The organism is Acidovorax sp., assembly GCF_046291265.1.
In the GTDB taxonomy this organism is placed as follows: Bacteria; Pseudomonadota; Gammaproteobacteria; order Burkholderiales; family Burkholderiaceae_C; genus Acidovorax.
Genome location: NZ_JBKBTV010000058.1, coordinates 1 through 14,384 on the forward strand (window position 1 = coordinate 1; position 14,384 = coordinate 14,384).

Consider the following 14,384-nt stretch of genomic DNA (forward strand, 5'->3'; position numbering starts at 1 on the left):
AGGCCAGCGCCTGGCCGATGCCGCTGGACGCTCCGGTGATGAAGGCACGGGGTGGGGTCATTCAGGCTCCGGCAGAGGGACACAAGGGGCTGGGCGGAACAGCACAGCACAACGGGCAGGCTACTTTGCCGCGCCGGGCAACAGCACACCCCGTACACGTCCGCGCAACTGCAGCACCTGGTCGAGGTTGTCGTAGTCCATGCCATCTGCCGTGAAACGGTCTTCACCCCGGGTCAGTGTGACCGGCTGGTCCGACCGCACCCGCTCGGTGTTGGTGAACGCATGCAGAAACTCGCCGCGAAACTCCAGGCGGGGTTGGGCGGGTGTCCCGGCCTTGGCGGGCACAGGCTCGCGCGTGACGATGGCGTTGCCAAACAGTTGCACCTCGGTGCCGTCGGCATTGGTCAACGCGCGGTTGGCCGTTGCGACGGTACGGCGGCCTTCAGGGCTGACCGAACGCATGTTGACCTTGTCGATCTCCAGCGTGTCGGTGTCGGGGTAATGCCGTGCGACCTCACCCTGCACTTCGCTTTGCAGGCGGCCAGCGGCGTCAAAGCTCTTGACCGAGAAGGTCTTCATAAAGTAATCGGGCTGGTGCCCCAGCGGGCGCTCGATGGTGGGCAGTTGCGGCATGGGCGCATTGCGCACCAGCCACCAGGTGCCCAACGCCAGCAGACCCATCAGCATCACGGGCAGATACAGCGACACCTGCTCCCAGCCTTGGCGGATTCTGCGGATCATGCGGTGTAGTCCGCCAGCAAAGTCGCATAACGGCCTGTGGCCATCAGCAGCAAGTCGCACAGCTCGCGTGCAGCGCCGTCGCCGCCGCGGGCCTGCGTGATGAAGTGCGCCGCATGGCGGACCTCTGCCTGGGCATTGGCGGGGGCACAGGCGAACGCGCTGCGGCGCATGACGGGAAGATCGGGCCAGTCGTCGCCCATGGCGGACGCCTGCGCCCAGTCCAGGCCCAGGGTCGCCAGGATCTTTTCAGCCGCCGGGCGCTTGTCCTCGGTGCCAAACACGGCGTGTTCCACGCCCAGGGCTTTGAGCCGCACGCGCAGCGGTGCCGAATCACGCCCCGTGATCACCGCAGGCGTGATGCCCGCCTTCTGCAGCAACTTGAGGCCATGGCCGTCCAGCGTATTGAAGCGCTTGATCGTTTCGCCCGACTCGCTGAAATACAGGCTGCCATCGGTCAGCACACCATCTACATCGAAAAAAGCCACGCGCACGCCCTGGGCGCGCAGCAGCAGCTCTGGTGGGAATTGCAGCACGGGGTGTGTCATATCACCTTCGCGCGCATCAGGTCACCAATGTGCACGACGCCGCTCAGCACGCCCGCTGCATCCACCACCAGCACACTGGTAATGGCGTGGGCTTCCATCAGCTCGGCGGCGTCCACCGCCAGCGCTTCAGGGGCGATGCGGCGCGGGCTGGCGTGCATGACCTGACTGGCCGTGGCCGACCGGAGGTCGGCGCCTGCTTCGATACGGCGGCGCAGATCCCCGTCGGTGAAGATGCCCAGCACCTGCCCGGCTGCGTCGACGATGGCCGAGGCCCCGAGCCCCTTGGCGCTCATCTCGCGCATCAGGTCGCTGAAAGATGCGTCGGGCCCCACGCGCGGGATGGCGGTGCCCGTGCGCATCACGTCTCGAACATGGGTCAGCAGACGGCGGCCCAGCGCGCCACCGGGGTGGGAGCGGGCGAAGTCCTCGGGGCGAAACCCCCGCGCGTCCAGCAACGCCACCGCCAGCGCGTCGCCCAGCGCCAACTGCGCCGTGGTGCTTGCGGTGGGGGCCAGCTGCAGGGGGCAGGCTTCGCGCTCAACGCTGCTGTCGAGCACGATGTCGGCATGCTGGGCCAGGGTGGACTGCGGACGGCCCGTGATGGCCACCAGCGTGGCCCCCAGGCGCTTGATCACCGGGAGCAAGGTGGTCACTTCATCGACCTCGCCGCTGTTGGACAGCGCCAGCACCAGGTCGATGGACTTGATCATGCCCAGATCGCCATGGCTCGCCTCCGCCGGATGCACAAACATGGCCGGTGTGCCCGTCGACGCCAGTGTGGCGGCGATCTTGCGGCCGATGTGGCCGCTTTTGCCGATGCCCATCACCACCACCCGGCCACGCACCGCCAAAATGGCCTGCACTGCGTTGGCGAACGAGTCGCCCACACGGGTTTTGAGCCCCAGGACGGCTGCAGCTTCGATGTCAAAGGTTTCGCGGGCCAGGCGCAGGGCCTGTTCAGCGTCAAAAGGGGGCAGCGCGGCGGGGGCGGGAGTCATCCGGCGATTCTATCGACCGGGCATGCGCCAACCGCATGTGATGTTTTTGGCCGCCGCTTGCAGCAGGGCAAGGCGTGCGGCAGAAATGACCGTGCTCCTGACGCAGGGCTCGGATAGCATCGACGCCATGTCTTCCCTTGCCCTGACTCTGCTTTATCTGCTGGCCGCAGTTCTGGGCGTGGTGGTGTGCCGCAGCCTCAAGCTGCCACCCATGCTGGGCTACCTTGCCGCCGGGGTGCTGATTGGCCCGCATGCGCTGGCCTTGGCGCAGAACTCGGAAGGCGTGCGGCACCTGGGCGAGTTTGGGGTGGTGTTTCTGATGTTTGCCATCGGGCTCGAATTCAGCCTGCCCAAGCTGCGCGCCATGCGCAAGCTGGTGTTTGGCCTGGGGCTGATGCAGGTGGTGCTGACCATGGCGGTGGTCACAGGCGCGGCGCTGCTACTGTCGCGCTGGGTGGGCGGCGTGTGGGACATGGGCTGGCAGACGGCGCTGGCGCTGTCGGGGGTCATGGCCTTGAGCAGCACCGCCATTGTCGTCAAGCTGATGGCCGAGCGTGCCGAGCTGGAAAGCCAGCACGGCCGGCGCGTGATGGGCATTCTGCTGTTCCAGGACCTGGCTGTGGTGCCTTTGCTGGTGCTCATCCCGGCGCTCAGCTCGTCCCCCGACCAGTTGCTGACCTCGCTGGGCTGGGCGCTGATCAAGGCCACGGTGCTGGTGGGCCTGCTGCTGACCGGCGGGCAGCGGTTCATGCGCTGGTGGCTCACGCTGGTGGCGCGGCGCAAGAGCGAGGAGCTGTTCATGCTCAACCTGCTGCTGATCACGTTGGGCCTGGCGTGGCTGACCGAGCTGGCGGGGCTGAGCCTGGCGCTGGGTGCCTTCATTGCGGGTGTTCTGGTGTCCGAGACGGAATACCGCCACCAAGTGGGCACGGACATCCGCCCATTTCACGACGTGCTGCTGGGGCTGTTTTTCATCACCATCGGCATGATGCTGGACTGGCACATCCTGGTGGACCGCTGGGGGCTGGTGCTGGCGCTGCTGACGGTGCCGCTGCTGGTCAAACTGGTGATTATTCTGGTGCTGGCGCGCAGCATGGGCGCGACCACCGGGGTGGCGCTGCGCACGGGGCTGTACCTGGCGCAGGCGGGCGAGTTCGGTTTTGTGCTGCTGTCGCTCACCCAAAGCAACGGACTGGTGCAACCAGCGCTCATGAACCCCATCCTCGCGGCCATGGTGCTGTCGATGCTGGCCACGCCGTTTCTCATCATGTACAGCAACCGCATCGTGATGAAGCTGGTGGCCAGCGACTGGCTGCAGCAGTCGCTGCAGATGACCTCCATCGCACGCAAGTCCATCAACACCAGCAAGCACGTGATCATCTGCGGCTACGGCCGCTGCGGCCAGAACCTGGCGCGCATGCTGGAGCATGAAGGCATCCCCTACATGGCGCTCGACCTGGACCCGGACCGCGTGCGCCAGGCGGCTGCGGCCGGCGATTCGGTGGTGTATGGCGACGCCACCCGGCTGCAGGCGCTGATGGCGGCAGGCCTGGTGCGTGCCAGCGCCGTGGCCATTACCTACATCGACGTGCCCGCCGCGCTGAAGGTGCTTGCCAACACGCGGTCCCACGCGCCGCAGGTGCCGGTGGTGGTGCGCACGCAGGACGACCTGCACCTGGACAAACTGCAGGCGGCCGGTGCCACCGAAGTGGTGCCCGAGGCGATTGAGGGCTCGCTCATGCTGGCCAGCCACGCCCTGGCGCTGGTGGGTGTGCCCATGCGCCGCGTGCTGCGGCTGGTGCAAGACCAGCGCGATGCCCGCTACAACCTGCTGCGCGGGTACTTCCATGGTGCCGACGACGACACGGTGAACGAACGCGATCAGGAGCGCTTGTCCACCATCAACCTGCCCCCAGGCGCTACCGCTCTGGGCCAAAGCCTGGGCCAGCTTGCGCTGTCCACCCTTGGCGTGCGGGTGGTGAACCTGCGGCGTGGCAATGGCCACCTGAGCGCTGCGGAGGACGATGCGCGGTTGGCAGAAGGCGACACCCTGGTGCTCTCGGGCCACCCGGCCGCGCTGTCGCTGGCGGAGGACAAGCTGTTGCGTGGGTAGGCAGGGTGCATCTCCCTGAGGCGCACACCGCTCGGTGCTGGCCGCCGGAGGCGGCAGCTCTTCAGGCCGTCCAAGCCTGCGCAGGCAGGCTTGGAGCCGCGGCCCTCAGCCCCTTCTCTCTACGCGCTACGCGCTCCGGGAAGGGGGAACGATGCCCTCGCTGCGGGGCGGCCCTTGCTTGGCATCTCTCGCCTAGCGCGTGCCACTGCTGAAGTTAGCGCTGGAATTTGAGTGAATTATGGCTCTAGCGCTTATCCATCAAGCGCTGATAGCTATATTTTTGATAGCTTACCAAGACGCTCCGCCGGACCTGGCCGCCCGAACAAATAGCCCTGGAACTGTCGGCATCCGTTGCGCAGCAGGAATGCGCGCTGCCCTTCGGTCTCTACCCCTTCGGCCACCACGTCCAGCCCCAGGCTGCGGGCCAGGGTGATGATGGTGCAGGCAATGGTGGCGTCGTTGGGGTCGGTGAGCACGTCGCGCACAAAACTCTGGTCGATCTTGAGCTGGTCCAGGGGCAGGCGTTTGAGGTAGCTCAGCGACGAGTAGCCCGTGCCAAAGTCGTCCAGCGAAAACCCCATGCCCAGCGTGCGCAGGGCCTGCATCTTGAGGATGCTGTCCTCCACATCGTGCAGCAGCAGGCTTTCGGTGAGTTCGAGCTTGAGCTGGCGCGGGTCCGCCCCCGCGTCGCGCACCACAGACAGAACCTGCTGCACAAAGTCGGGCTGGCGAAACTCCTGCGCACTCACGTTCACCGCCACCGTCCAGCCCGCCGTCAGCGGCGCCAGCGCCCATCGCGCCAACTGGGCACAGGCCATCGCCAGCACCTGGCGACCGAGGGGCAAAATCAGCCCCGTCTGCTCGGCCAGCGGGATGAACTCACCCGGCGGCACCATGCCACGCAGGGGGTGGTTCCACCGCACCAGGGCCTCGGCGCCCAGCACCTGCCCTGACTCGTCGACCACGGGTTGGTAATGCAGCACAAACTCTTGGCGCTGCAGGCCCTGGCGGATATCGCCCTCCAGCACCGACCGCGCGGACGCGGCGGCCTGCATGGCCGGATCAAAGAAGCACAGCGTGTTGCGCCCCTGTGCTTTGGCCTGGTACATGGCCAGGTCCGCGCGCTTGAGCAGCTCGTGCCCCGGCTGCTGCGCGTCGCGGAACAACGCGATCCCGATGCTGGGGGTGCTGTGCATTTCGGTGCCATCCACCAGATAAGGCTGATTCAACGACATCAACACCTTCTGGGCCACGGCCTCGGCTTCGGCAGCTGCTTCTGCGGCCTCTGCATGCAGGCCCAAAATGACCACCACAAACTCATCACCACCCAGCCGCGCCACGGTGTCGCTGGCGCGCACGCACACGCCGAGGCGGGCGCCCACTTGCACCAGCAGCCGGTCGCCCCACTCGTGCCCCATGGTGTCGTTGATGCCCTTGAAGTTGTCGAGATCCAGGAACAGCAGCGCGCCATGGCCGCTCCCGCGCGTGCAGGCCGTCACGGCGCGTTCCAGTCGATCCATCAACAGGCGCCGGTTGGGCAGCCCGGTGAGTTCATCGTAGAACGCCAGGCGCTGGATCTCGGCCTCGGCCTTCTTGCGTTCGGAGATGTCCCGCGCCACCCCGCGGTACCCGGCGAACTGCCCGTCTTCATCAAAAATGGGTTCGCCGCTGATCGACACCCAGACGGGGGTCCCGTCCTCGGCTTTGCGCTGCATCTCGAAATCGTGAAAGACCTGGTGCGCCTCCAGCTGCGCGCGGTGCTCGCGCCACTGGCCTTCGCTGACAAAGGTATCGGGCAGCTCCCAACGGGTGAGGCCGTAGTGCAGCTCGTCGGGCACACCGGTGGCGCGCTCGGGGTTGCCGTCGAGCCGCACAAACCGGAATTGCGCGTCTTGTTCCCAGTACCAGTCGGACGACAGGTGGGTCAGGCTGCGCCACCGCGCCTCGCTCAAGCGCAGGGCCTCCACCGTGCTGAGGTAGTCGGTGACGTCGGTGAAGGTCCGCACCATGCCGCCCTGCTCCAGGGCGCAGGTTCGGACCTCCAGGAAGCGCCCCGCCCGGGTACGCCGCACGTACACATCGGGCATGGTGAGGGCGCCCCCGTGGGCGGCATATTCCATCGCGACCAAGCCGCGCACAGACGGCTCGAAGAGCTGAAAGTCTGGGCCCAGATCCCCCCGCTCGGTTTGAAACCGAACCATTTCGTCCACCCTGGGCTTGGTGGCAAGCAGCGCTTCCGGCAGATCCAGCAACTCCAGATACCGCCGGTTGTAGACACAGATGCGCCCCTCGGCATCCACATTGGTGATGCCTTGCGCCACGCTGGCCAGCGTGCCCTCCAGCGCGCGGGTTTTGTCGGCCAGCAGGGCGCTGGTGCTGGCCAGCTCCGCCTCGACCGCGCAGCGCGCCAACTCGGCGCGGCGGGCCATCTCCAGTTGGCCCACCGTGTTCAGCAACGGTTGCAAAAACTGCACATCCGCCGCCGTGTAACCGTCGGGGCAATTGGCCAGACCCACCATGGCCACCAGCTCTCCCGCCGCGTGGATGGGCAGGCCCAGGTAGGTCAGGAGCGGTGGGTGACCGCGGGGAATGCCCGCACCGCGCGCGTCATGGCTGGCGTCGTTGCTGATGACGGGCTCGCCCGACAGCAGGGCCGCACCCACCAGCGACCGGGGGTTGTCAAAAACCATGCCCTCTTCGGCATGTTGTGCATACAGGGCGCGCGAAGCATCGTCCCAGCTGATGTCGGTCATGGCGTGCACACGCAGGTAGGCGTGCCCGTCGTCCGCGCGCTGCACCTGGCCCACGATGCCGAATGCACTCTGCGTGAGCGACATCAGCTCCTCCAGCAGCGCCTCGAACGCAGCCCGGGGACCCGAACTGGCAATGAACATGGCTTGGGCGCGGGATATCGACTGCAGCAAACGGTGCTGGCGGGTGAGCATGGCCTCGGCGGCCGAGCGCGCACGGGCGCTGGAGTGGCGCTCCAGCACCGCGTCGATTTGCGCGGGCAACGTGAGCAGATAGTCCAGCGCCGGGTCCTGCACCGCAAAGTCATCAAAACCGTGGCGCATGGCCTGGGCGGCATGGGTTTCTGCACCCGCCCGCACCACGATCATGGCCGGTACGCCTTGCAGCGCCTCCAGCAGGTCAAATGCCGAACCGTCCACCATGCGCTGGGCCGCCAGCACGATGTCGGTTCGACCCTGCGCCAATTGCTCACGGGCCTGCGCCAGAGACACTGCCACCTCCACCTGCCATCCCGACCACGGGTCCACCAATGCATCCACCACGGCTTGCGCATGGTGTTGGTCACTTTCGATCAGCAGGACTGAGATGGGCATGGGCCGATCTTCGCTCTTGGTAAGCGCGCCTTTGAAGAGCGCGCGCGCGGGGAGGGGGAAACAAAGATTGATTATGGGGTGCTGGGGCTGAGGTGTGTCAAAAGGTCACAAAAAGGGAGGTGGCTGATTACACTCGTGCCCTTTGCGCGCCTTTGGCGCACCCGAAGCGCACTCGCAGCGTGGCCGAACCTCTGGCCGCGCGATGGTCCCATCTGCTGCACACCCAACACCTGCCATGCCCCAGCCCATGCAAGCCCTCAGCGTCAACGACTACCTGCGCCAGCACATCCGCACAGTGCCCGACTGGCCCGCACCGGGCGTCCAGTTTCGGGACATCACGCCCTTGCTGCAGGACCCCAAGGTGTTCCGGGTGTTGATTGACGCGTTTGTGCACCGCTACATGGACAAGGCGCTGCGCCCCGATGTGGTGGCGGGGCTGGATGCCCGCGGTTTCATTCTGGGTGCCGTGGTGGCCTATGAATTGAACGTGGGGTTTGTTCCCATCCGCAAAAAGGGCAAGCTGCCCTTCACGACGGTGGAGGAGACCTACGAGCTGGAATACGGCAGCGCTACGGTGGAGCTGCACACCGACGCCGTCAAGGCGGGCGACCGGGTGTTGCTGATTGATGATCTGATTGCCACAGGCGGCACGATGATGGCAGGCAAAAAGCTGCTGGAGAAACTGGGCGCCACCGTGACCGAAGGCGCCGCGATTGTGGACCTGCCCGAGCTGGGCGGATCAGACCGGTTGCGCGAGTCTGGCCTCTCGCTCTTCACACTGGTGGACTTCGCAGGCCACTGAAAACCCACCGCCGCGCCGCCACCTCGCAGCGACTGAGCGATCAGTGAAGCTCGCCGTACTGGGTGCTGCCCAGGTCGGGTGCGGCGCCGTCGGCGCCTGGCATTTCCGTGTCCTCAAAGCCGGTGGACACGGACGGGGGCAGCAAAGGCCCTGAGCGCACCGGAACACCCGGCTTGGCAACCGCTGCGGGCGCAGCGGCCGTCGAGGTGCCTGCTGCGTTGGCCAGCGCGCGTTTGAAAGCGGCCACTTCGTCAGCTTCAATCGGCTCAAATCGGGGCGCTGGCTTTGGTGCGGCCGCCGGAGCCGAGGCCGCCACCGGACGGGACAACGGCGCCAGCGGTGCGGGCGCCGTCACACCTGCCGCAGGCCGGATGGATGCTGTGGAGGCGGGTGCCGCTGGGCGCACAGGAGCGGTGGCGGCTGCAGGCGTGGCCGGTGCGGCAGGCGCTGAGGCTGCCGCGAGCGGCGGGCGCCGGGCAGCAGCGGTGGGCGCTGCGGCCTGCAGCGGCAGGCTGGCGCCCAGGGGCGCAATGCCTTTTTGGGGAATTCCCACCGCCACGTGGTCGTTGATGCGCCAGTACACGGCGGTCACCAGAATGTCGTAGCGGGTCTTTGCGGTCTGGGCAATGAGTGCTTCGATCTCGCTCAGGCGGACGGTCTCGCCGCCGTATTCGCGCGCGAGGTCCATCATCACCAGAAACTGGCGGCCCCGCTGGTCCAGCGACAACACCTTGAATTTGTAGCTGGCCGACAGCACACCCGCACGCACCATCGCGTCGCGCACCACGGTGTACAGCAGTTCACGGCGCTCCATGCGCTCGTTTTTGCGGTTGGCCGCGTGTTCGGGGGGCAAGGTTTGGCCCAGCGGATTGCCCGGGCGGCCCGGGGTGAATGGCACCGTGGCGTCGGCATTCAACAAACCGGACGGTTCGGCCGCGGCACGTGGCTTGGGGGGTGCAGGTTTGCGGCTGAACCAACTGAACAGGGACATGGCTTGCTTTCTTCGGACGGCGCCAGGGGAAGACTCAAAACGAGTGTACCGCGCGGCACTGCCGACTCGGCCCCGTAGAAAGCCGGGTAACCCCGGCCATCTACCGCCTGTCAGGTGGCCGCAACACGGCGGCGGCGGTTGCCCAGACGCTTGGCCAGCACGGATCCAGCGGCCATCACCAGACCGAGCGCAATCGCGGGCTGCCGGTTGGCAAGTTCGGTGTAGCGAATGGCGGTCAGGCTCCACAGCTTGCAGGGCGCGCTGGCCTGCACTGTGGCGCTGCGCGTGCGGTGCGAGAAAAAGGCCCCTTCACCAATCACAGAGCCCGGGCCAACGATGGCCAGCCGCAGGCGCTCTTTTTCGTCCTGGTAGTGCACGCTGAGGCTGCCGCTCTCGACGAGATACAGGGTGCGGTCGGTGGCGCCTTGGGAGAAAAGAACTTGCCCGGTGGGCAAAACCACCGGCAGCAAATAGGAGGAGAGCACGTCCCACTGCGCTGGCGTCAGGGGGTTGGTCATGCTGTCGTCGGCACTGGCCTGTGCGATGGCGTCGATCAGACCGTGCAGGTCGACTTTGGAAGCTACGGGCAGGGAAACGTTCATGGTGCGCCGAAAGTACCCTTGTTACAGGTTGGACACAAGCGCTGTTTACGTCCGTTTACAACATATGCGGACCAGCGGTAGCTACTTTCCGATGCAGAAGCTGGAGAAGATCACCCCCAGCAGGTCGTCCGACGAGAACTCGCCCGTGATGGTGTTGAGCGCGTTCTGCGCCAAGCGCAGTTCTTCGGCCAGCAAATCCAGCGCGGGGCCCTGAGCCAGCAGCTGGTCCGATGCTTCCTGCAGGTGCGCGGCCACGGCCTGCAGGGCCTCGACATGGCGGGCGCGGGCAATGTAGACGCCTTCGGGTGCAGACTGCCAGCCCGCCACCTGCAGCAAGATGCGCCGCAGGCCCTCCAGGCCTTCGCCAGTGCGGGCCGACAGGCGCACCTGAGGGCGGGGTGGCGCATGGGGTGACGGTGCGGACGATTCCGACGCTGACGCTGACACCGCCGACGTGGCTGCGCAGTCGAGCTTGTTCCAGACATCGATGATGGAAACGGTTTTGGGCAGTTTTTGGCCCAGAGCGCTTTCTATGCCTGCGTCAGCAGCTATGTATTCAGTAGCATCCGCACGCGACAGGTCGTGCAGGAACAGCACGACGTCCGCCGCAGCAATTTCGTCCCACGCGCGGGAGATGCCAATGCGCTCCACTTCATCGTCACTGTCCCGCAGCCCGGCGGTGTCGATGATGTGCAGCGGCACCCCCTCGATCTGGATGGTCTGCTGCACCTTGTCGCGCGTGGTGCCCGCAATCGGCGTGACGATGGCCAGTTCGGCGCCCGCCAGCGCATTGAGCAACGAGCTTTTGCCCGCGTTGGGCTGACCCGCAATGACAACCTTGATACCTTCGCGCAGCAAGGCGCCTTGGCGGGCTCGCTGCATGACCGAACCCAGCGTTTGCTGCAAATTCAATAGCTGTCCGCGCGCGTCGGCTTTGCGCAAGAAGTCGATTTCTTCTTCAGGAAAATCCAGCGTGGCCTCGACAAGCATGCGCAGGTGGATGAGTGCATCGCGCAGGCCATGGATTTCGGCAGAAAACGCGCCCGTCAGCGACCGGCTGGCGCTGCGCGCCGCGGCCTCGGTGCTGGCGTCGATCAGGTCGGCAATCGCCTCGGCCTGGGCCAGATCGATCTTGTCGTTGAGGAACGCTCGTTCGGTGAACTCGCCCGGTTGCGCTACGCGCAGACCCGGCAGGCAGGGCCGCCCCGTGGCGGCATCGATGGCGTTGCCAGCCTCCAGGCAGCGCGCCAGCAGCAGCTGCAGCACCACAGGGCCGCCGTGGGCCTGTAACTCCAGCACGTCTTCGCCGGTGTACGAATGGGGCGCCGGAAAGTGCAGCGCCAGCCCTTGGTCGATGGCCTGCCCTGCCGCATCGCGAAAGGGCAGGTAAGTCGCCTCGCGCGGGCGCAACGCCCGACCGCACAGCACCTGCACCAGGGGCGCCAGCCCTTTGCCCGAGATGCGCACAATGCCAACGCCACCGCGACCGGGGGCGGTGGCGATGGCGGCGATGGGGTCTGCGTGGCGGGGCAGCATGGGCGGTTTGCTCCAATATCAGGAGCTGGTAGCGCTTGTCAATCCTCAGTTTCAGATAGATTTATATCTGAAAGTCAATGAAATCAAGCGCAAGCAGCTTCTATTTCAATAGCAATCCGCCGGATGCCGATCACTTGAACGTGGGCAGATTGAACTGCGGTGGCACGCCCATGCGGGTGTTGATGAGCCACTGCTGCGCAATCGACAAGATGTTGTTGGTCAACCAGTACAGCACCAGGCCGGCCGGGAAGAAGAAGAACATCACGCTGAAGATCAGCGGCATGAACCACATCATCTTGGCCTGCAGCGGGTCGGGTGGCGCGGGGTTCAGCGCCGTTTGCAGCAGCGAGCTGACGGTCATCAAGAGCGGCAGGATGAAGTACGGGTCAGGGGTGGACAGGTCGTGGATCCAGCCGATCCAGGGCGCGTTGCGCATTTCGACGCTGGACAGCAGCACCCAGTACAGCGCAATGAACACGGGGATCTGGATCATGATGGGGAAGCAGCCGCCCATGGGGTTGACCTTTTCCTCGCGGTAGATGCGCATCATCTCCTGCTGCATCTGCTGTGGTTTGTCCTTCAGGCGCTCGCGCATCTCCATGATCTTGGGGTTGATGGCCTTCATCTTGGCCATGCTGGAGTACGCCTTGGCATTGAGCCAGTAAAACGCGATCTTGAGCAGCAGCACCAGCGCCACGATGGACCAGCCCCAGTTGTTCAAGATCTTGTGCAGCTGGTCCAGCAACCAGTACAGCGGCTTGGACAAGATGGTGAGCCAGCCGTAGTCCTTGACCAGTTCAAGGCCGGGGTACAACTTTTCCATCATCGTTTCGACCTGCGGGCCTGCAAACAAGCGGGCGTCGATGGTCTTGCTGGTACCGGGCTCCATGCTGCCCAGCGACGTGAGCATGCCCACCGAGTACAGATTGGTGTCCACCTTGCGCGTGAACAGCTCGCGCTGCACACCGTCCGCCAGCAACCACGCGGTCGCAAAGTAATGCTGCGCCATGGCCACATAACCGTTGGGCGAATCTTTGGGGATGTCGACCTTGCCGCTCTCGATGTCCTTGAACTCGACCTTCTGGTACTTCTTGGCTTCGGTGTAAACCGCGGGGCCGGTGAAGGTGGAATAGAACGACGACTCGCCCGGTGGCTTGTTGCCGTCACGCACCAGTTGCAGGTACAGCTGGGGCGACACCGCCGCGCTGCTGGTGTTGACCACTTCGTGCTTGACGGCAATATCGTACGCGCCACGCTTGATGGTCCAGGTCTTGACCAGCTTCAGGCCGCCCTGCTCGGGCGACTCGAAGCGCACCGAAATCTCGTTCTGGCCGTCCTGAAGCTCACGCGGGCCGGGCACCACGGTCATCAAGGTCTTGTGGGTGGGGAAGCTTCCGCCAATCAAACCCGTCTGCGCCACGTAGACGCGCTGCGCGCTCTCGTCCAGCAGCAGGAAGTTGCGGGTCTTTTCCGCCATGTCGATGTGCTGGAGCAACTCGGCATGGGTGAGCGAGCCGCCTTCGCTGTCAAAGACCAGGCGGTACAGATCGGTCTTGACCTCGACACGCTCGCGCGCAGCGGGGGCTGCGGCCGGGGCAGGCTGGCCCGGCACGGCGGAGGCACCTTGGGTGGCAGCGGCGGCAGCAACGGGGACGCTGGACGCTGGAACACTGGCAGGGCCCGTGGCGCTGGACGCTGCGCTGGCAGCGGCCGGTGCGGTGACCGCAGGCGTGGTCGGGAAAAACGTGGCCTGTTTGCCGTTGTGCAGTTGCCACTTGTCCCACAGCAGAACCATGGAAAAGCCAAAAATCACCCACAGGATGGTGCGGCGAATGTCGTTCATGAAGACTTCTTTGGTGAGTTGGATGGGGTGGTGGAAGGGGAAAACCGCGAGAAAAGCCGCATGCTGCGCGGCAATTGTTGCGGAACCGGGTCATGGCCCCCGTCACACCAGGGGTGGCAGCGTACCAGCCTGCGCACCGTGAGATAGCTGCCCGCTGCAGCGCCATGCTGTTCCAGTGCTTGCAGCGAATAGACCGAGCAGGTGGGCTCAAACCGGCACGACGACCCCAACCAGGGGCTGAGGAACAACCGGTAGCCCTTGACCACACCCACCAGCAGGCGCTGCATGACCGTCATGGCGCCGCCGTATCGGCCACTGCCAGCACGGCCGCAGCCGGGCTTGTGGCAGCAACGCCAGATCGGCGCGCGGCATGGCCGAAGAGCTGCAGCAGCTCTGCACGCACCGCCAGCTTGAGCTGGTCCGACGTGGCACTGACAAACTGCTTGCGGTCAAACGCTGTACGCAAGCGCACCACGTGGGCGGCCTGCGGCAGCTTGGCCTCAAACGTGGCGCCCACGGTGTAGATCTGTCGCTTGATGGTGTTGCGTGTCACGGCGCGGCGCGCCCAGCGCTTGGGAACCATGGCCCCCAGCCAGACACCCTGCACGACAAACAGGGCCTGCGGCCCTTGCGTTGATGGCAAGGAGCCGGGCCCTGTGGGTGCAGTAGCAACAGCCGCACCGGTTGACTGGCTGTCAGTGGCAGCGCCACCGGCGTCCAGCACCAGACGGTGCAGCGCAAAATGCGCCGTGCGGGAGACAGTGCCTCCCGCCATGGCTGCCTGGAACTGCGGACGGGTTTTCAGCCTGTGCATGCAAGCGCCCCGTTTGGAACCTGGCGGTACAAACCGGGAACAGGCGGGGAGCAGG

Annotated in this window: 12 protein-coding genes; 2 read left to right on the forward strand and 10 right to left on the reverse strand. The window is 65.6% G+C overall.

From position 1 onward, the window contains the following. Positions 1-120: 120 nt before the first annotated feature. Genes lptC through ACK41V_RS18505 form a run of 3 tightly spaced genes read right to left on the reverse strand, consistent with a single transcriptional unit; the run spans position 121 to position 2,284 of the window. Positions 121-741, reverse strand: a complete 621-nt coding sequence (lptC, locus tag ACK41V_RS18495) for an LPS export ABC transporter periplasmic protein LptC (protein ID WP_409784431.1) — start codon at positions 739-741, stop codon at positions 121-123. Further along, positions 738-1,286 carry a KdsC family phosphatase gene (locus ACK41V_RS18500; RefSeq protein ID WP_409784432.1) on the reverse strand — a complete coding sequence of 183 codons (549 nt, stop codon included), beginning with the start codon at positions 1,284-1,286 and terminating at the stop codon, positions 738-740. Before ACK41V_RS18500 ends, lptC begins: the two co-directional genes overlap by 4 nt. Then, a complete protein-coding gene (locus tag ACK41V_RS18505; protein WP_409784434.1) occupies positions 1,283-2,284 on the reverse strand; it encodes an SIS domain-containing protein in 1,002 nt (333 codons plus the stop codon). The genes ACK41V_RS18500 and ACK41V_RS18505 overlap by 4 nt, the downstream gene beginning before the upstream one ends. 127 nt (positions 2,285-2,411) lie before the next feature. Here ACK41V_RS18505 and ACK41V_RS18510 point away from each other — a divergent pair, with 127 nt between their 5' ends. Further along, positions 2,412-4,397 (forward strand): monovalent cation:proton antiporter-2 (CPA2) family protein, encoded by a 1,986-nt coding sequence (locus tag ACK41V_RS18510; RefSeq protein ID WP_409784436.1) that lies wholly within the window; start codon positions 2,412-2,414, stop codon positions 4,395-4,397. Between the two features lie 272 nt (positions 4,398-4,669). Here the strand turns inward: ACK41V_RS18510 and ACK41V_RS18515 are convergent, their stop codons facing one another. Continuing rightward, entirely contained in the window at positions 4,670-7,741 is a 3,072-nt protein-coding gene (locus ACK41V_RS18515) for an EAL domain-containing protein (RefSeq protein WP_409784438.1), read from the reverse strand. A 247-nt stretch (positions 7,742-7,988) separates the two neighbouring features. Between ACK41V_RS18515 and ACK41V_RS18520 the strand changes: the two genes are divergently transcribed. Then, on the forward strand, positions 7,989-8,543 hold the full coding sequence (locus tag ACK41V_RS18520; RefSeq protein WP_409784478.1) for an adenine phosphoribosyltransferase: 555 nt from the start codon (positions 7,989-7,991) through the stop codon (positions 8,541-8,543). A gap of 40 nt (positions 8,544-8,583) precedes the next feature. Here the strand turns inward: ACK41V_RS18520 and ACK41V_RS18525 are convergent, their stop codons facing one another. The 6 genes from ACK41V_RS18525 to ACK41V_RS18550 all read right to left on the reverse strand — a co-directional run bounded on the left by ACK41V_RS18525 (position 8,584) and on the right by ACK41V_RS18550 (position 14,329). Beyond that, positions 8,584-9,534: a hypothetical protein gene (locus ACK41V_RS18525; RefSeq protein WP_409784440.1), complete on the reverse strand. Its 951-nt coding sequence runs from the start codon at positions 9,532-9,534 to the stop codon at positions 8,584-8,586. A gap of 110 nt (positions 9,535-9,644) precedes the next feature. Continuing rightward, entirely contained in the window at positions 9,645-10,136 is a 492-nt protein-coding gene (locus ACK41V_RS18530; RefSeq protein WP_409784442.1) for a Crp/Fnr family transcriptional regulator, read from the reverse strand. A gap of 81 nt (positions 10,137-10,217) precedes the next feature. Further along, a complete protein-coding gene (gene mnmE / locus ACK41V_RS18535) occupies positions 10,218-11,672 on the reverse strand; it encodes a tRNA uridine-5-carboxymethylaminomethyl(34) synthesis GTPase MnmE (protein ID WP_409784444.1) in 1,455 nt (484 codons plus the stop codon). A 130-nt stretch (positions 11,673-11,802) separates the two neighbouring features. Next, a complete protein-coding gene (gene yidC / locus ACK41V_RS18540; protein WP_409784446.1) occupies positions 11,803-13,515 on the reverse strand; it encodes a membrane protein insertase YidC in 1,713 nt (570 codons plus the stop codon). Continuing rightward, a complete protein-coding gene (gene yidD / locus ACK41V_RS18545) occupies positions 13,512-13,811 on the reverse strand; it encodes a membrane protein insertion efficiency factor YidD (RefSeq protein ID WP_409784448.1) in 300 nt (99 codons plus the stop codon). The genes yidC and yidD overlap by 4 nt, the downstream gene beginning before the upstream one ends. Next, positions 13,808-14,329, reverse strand: coding sequence for a ribonuclease P protein component (locus ACK41V_RS18550; protein ID WP_409784450.1), 522 nt, complete (start codon positions 14,327-14,329; stop codon positions 13,808-13,810). Before ACK41V_RS18550 ends, yidD begins: the two co-directional genes overlap by 4 nt. Positions 14,330-14,384 lie beyond the last annotated feature (55 nt).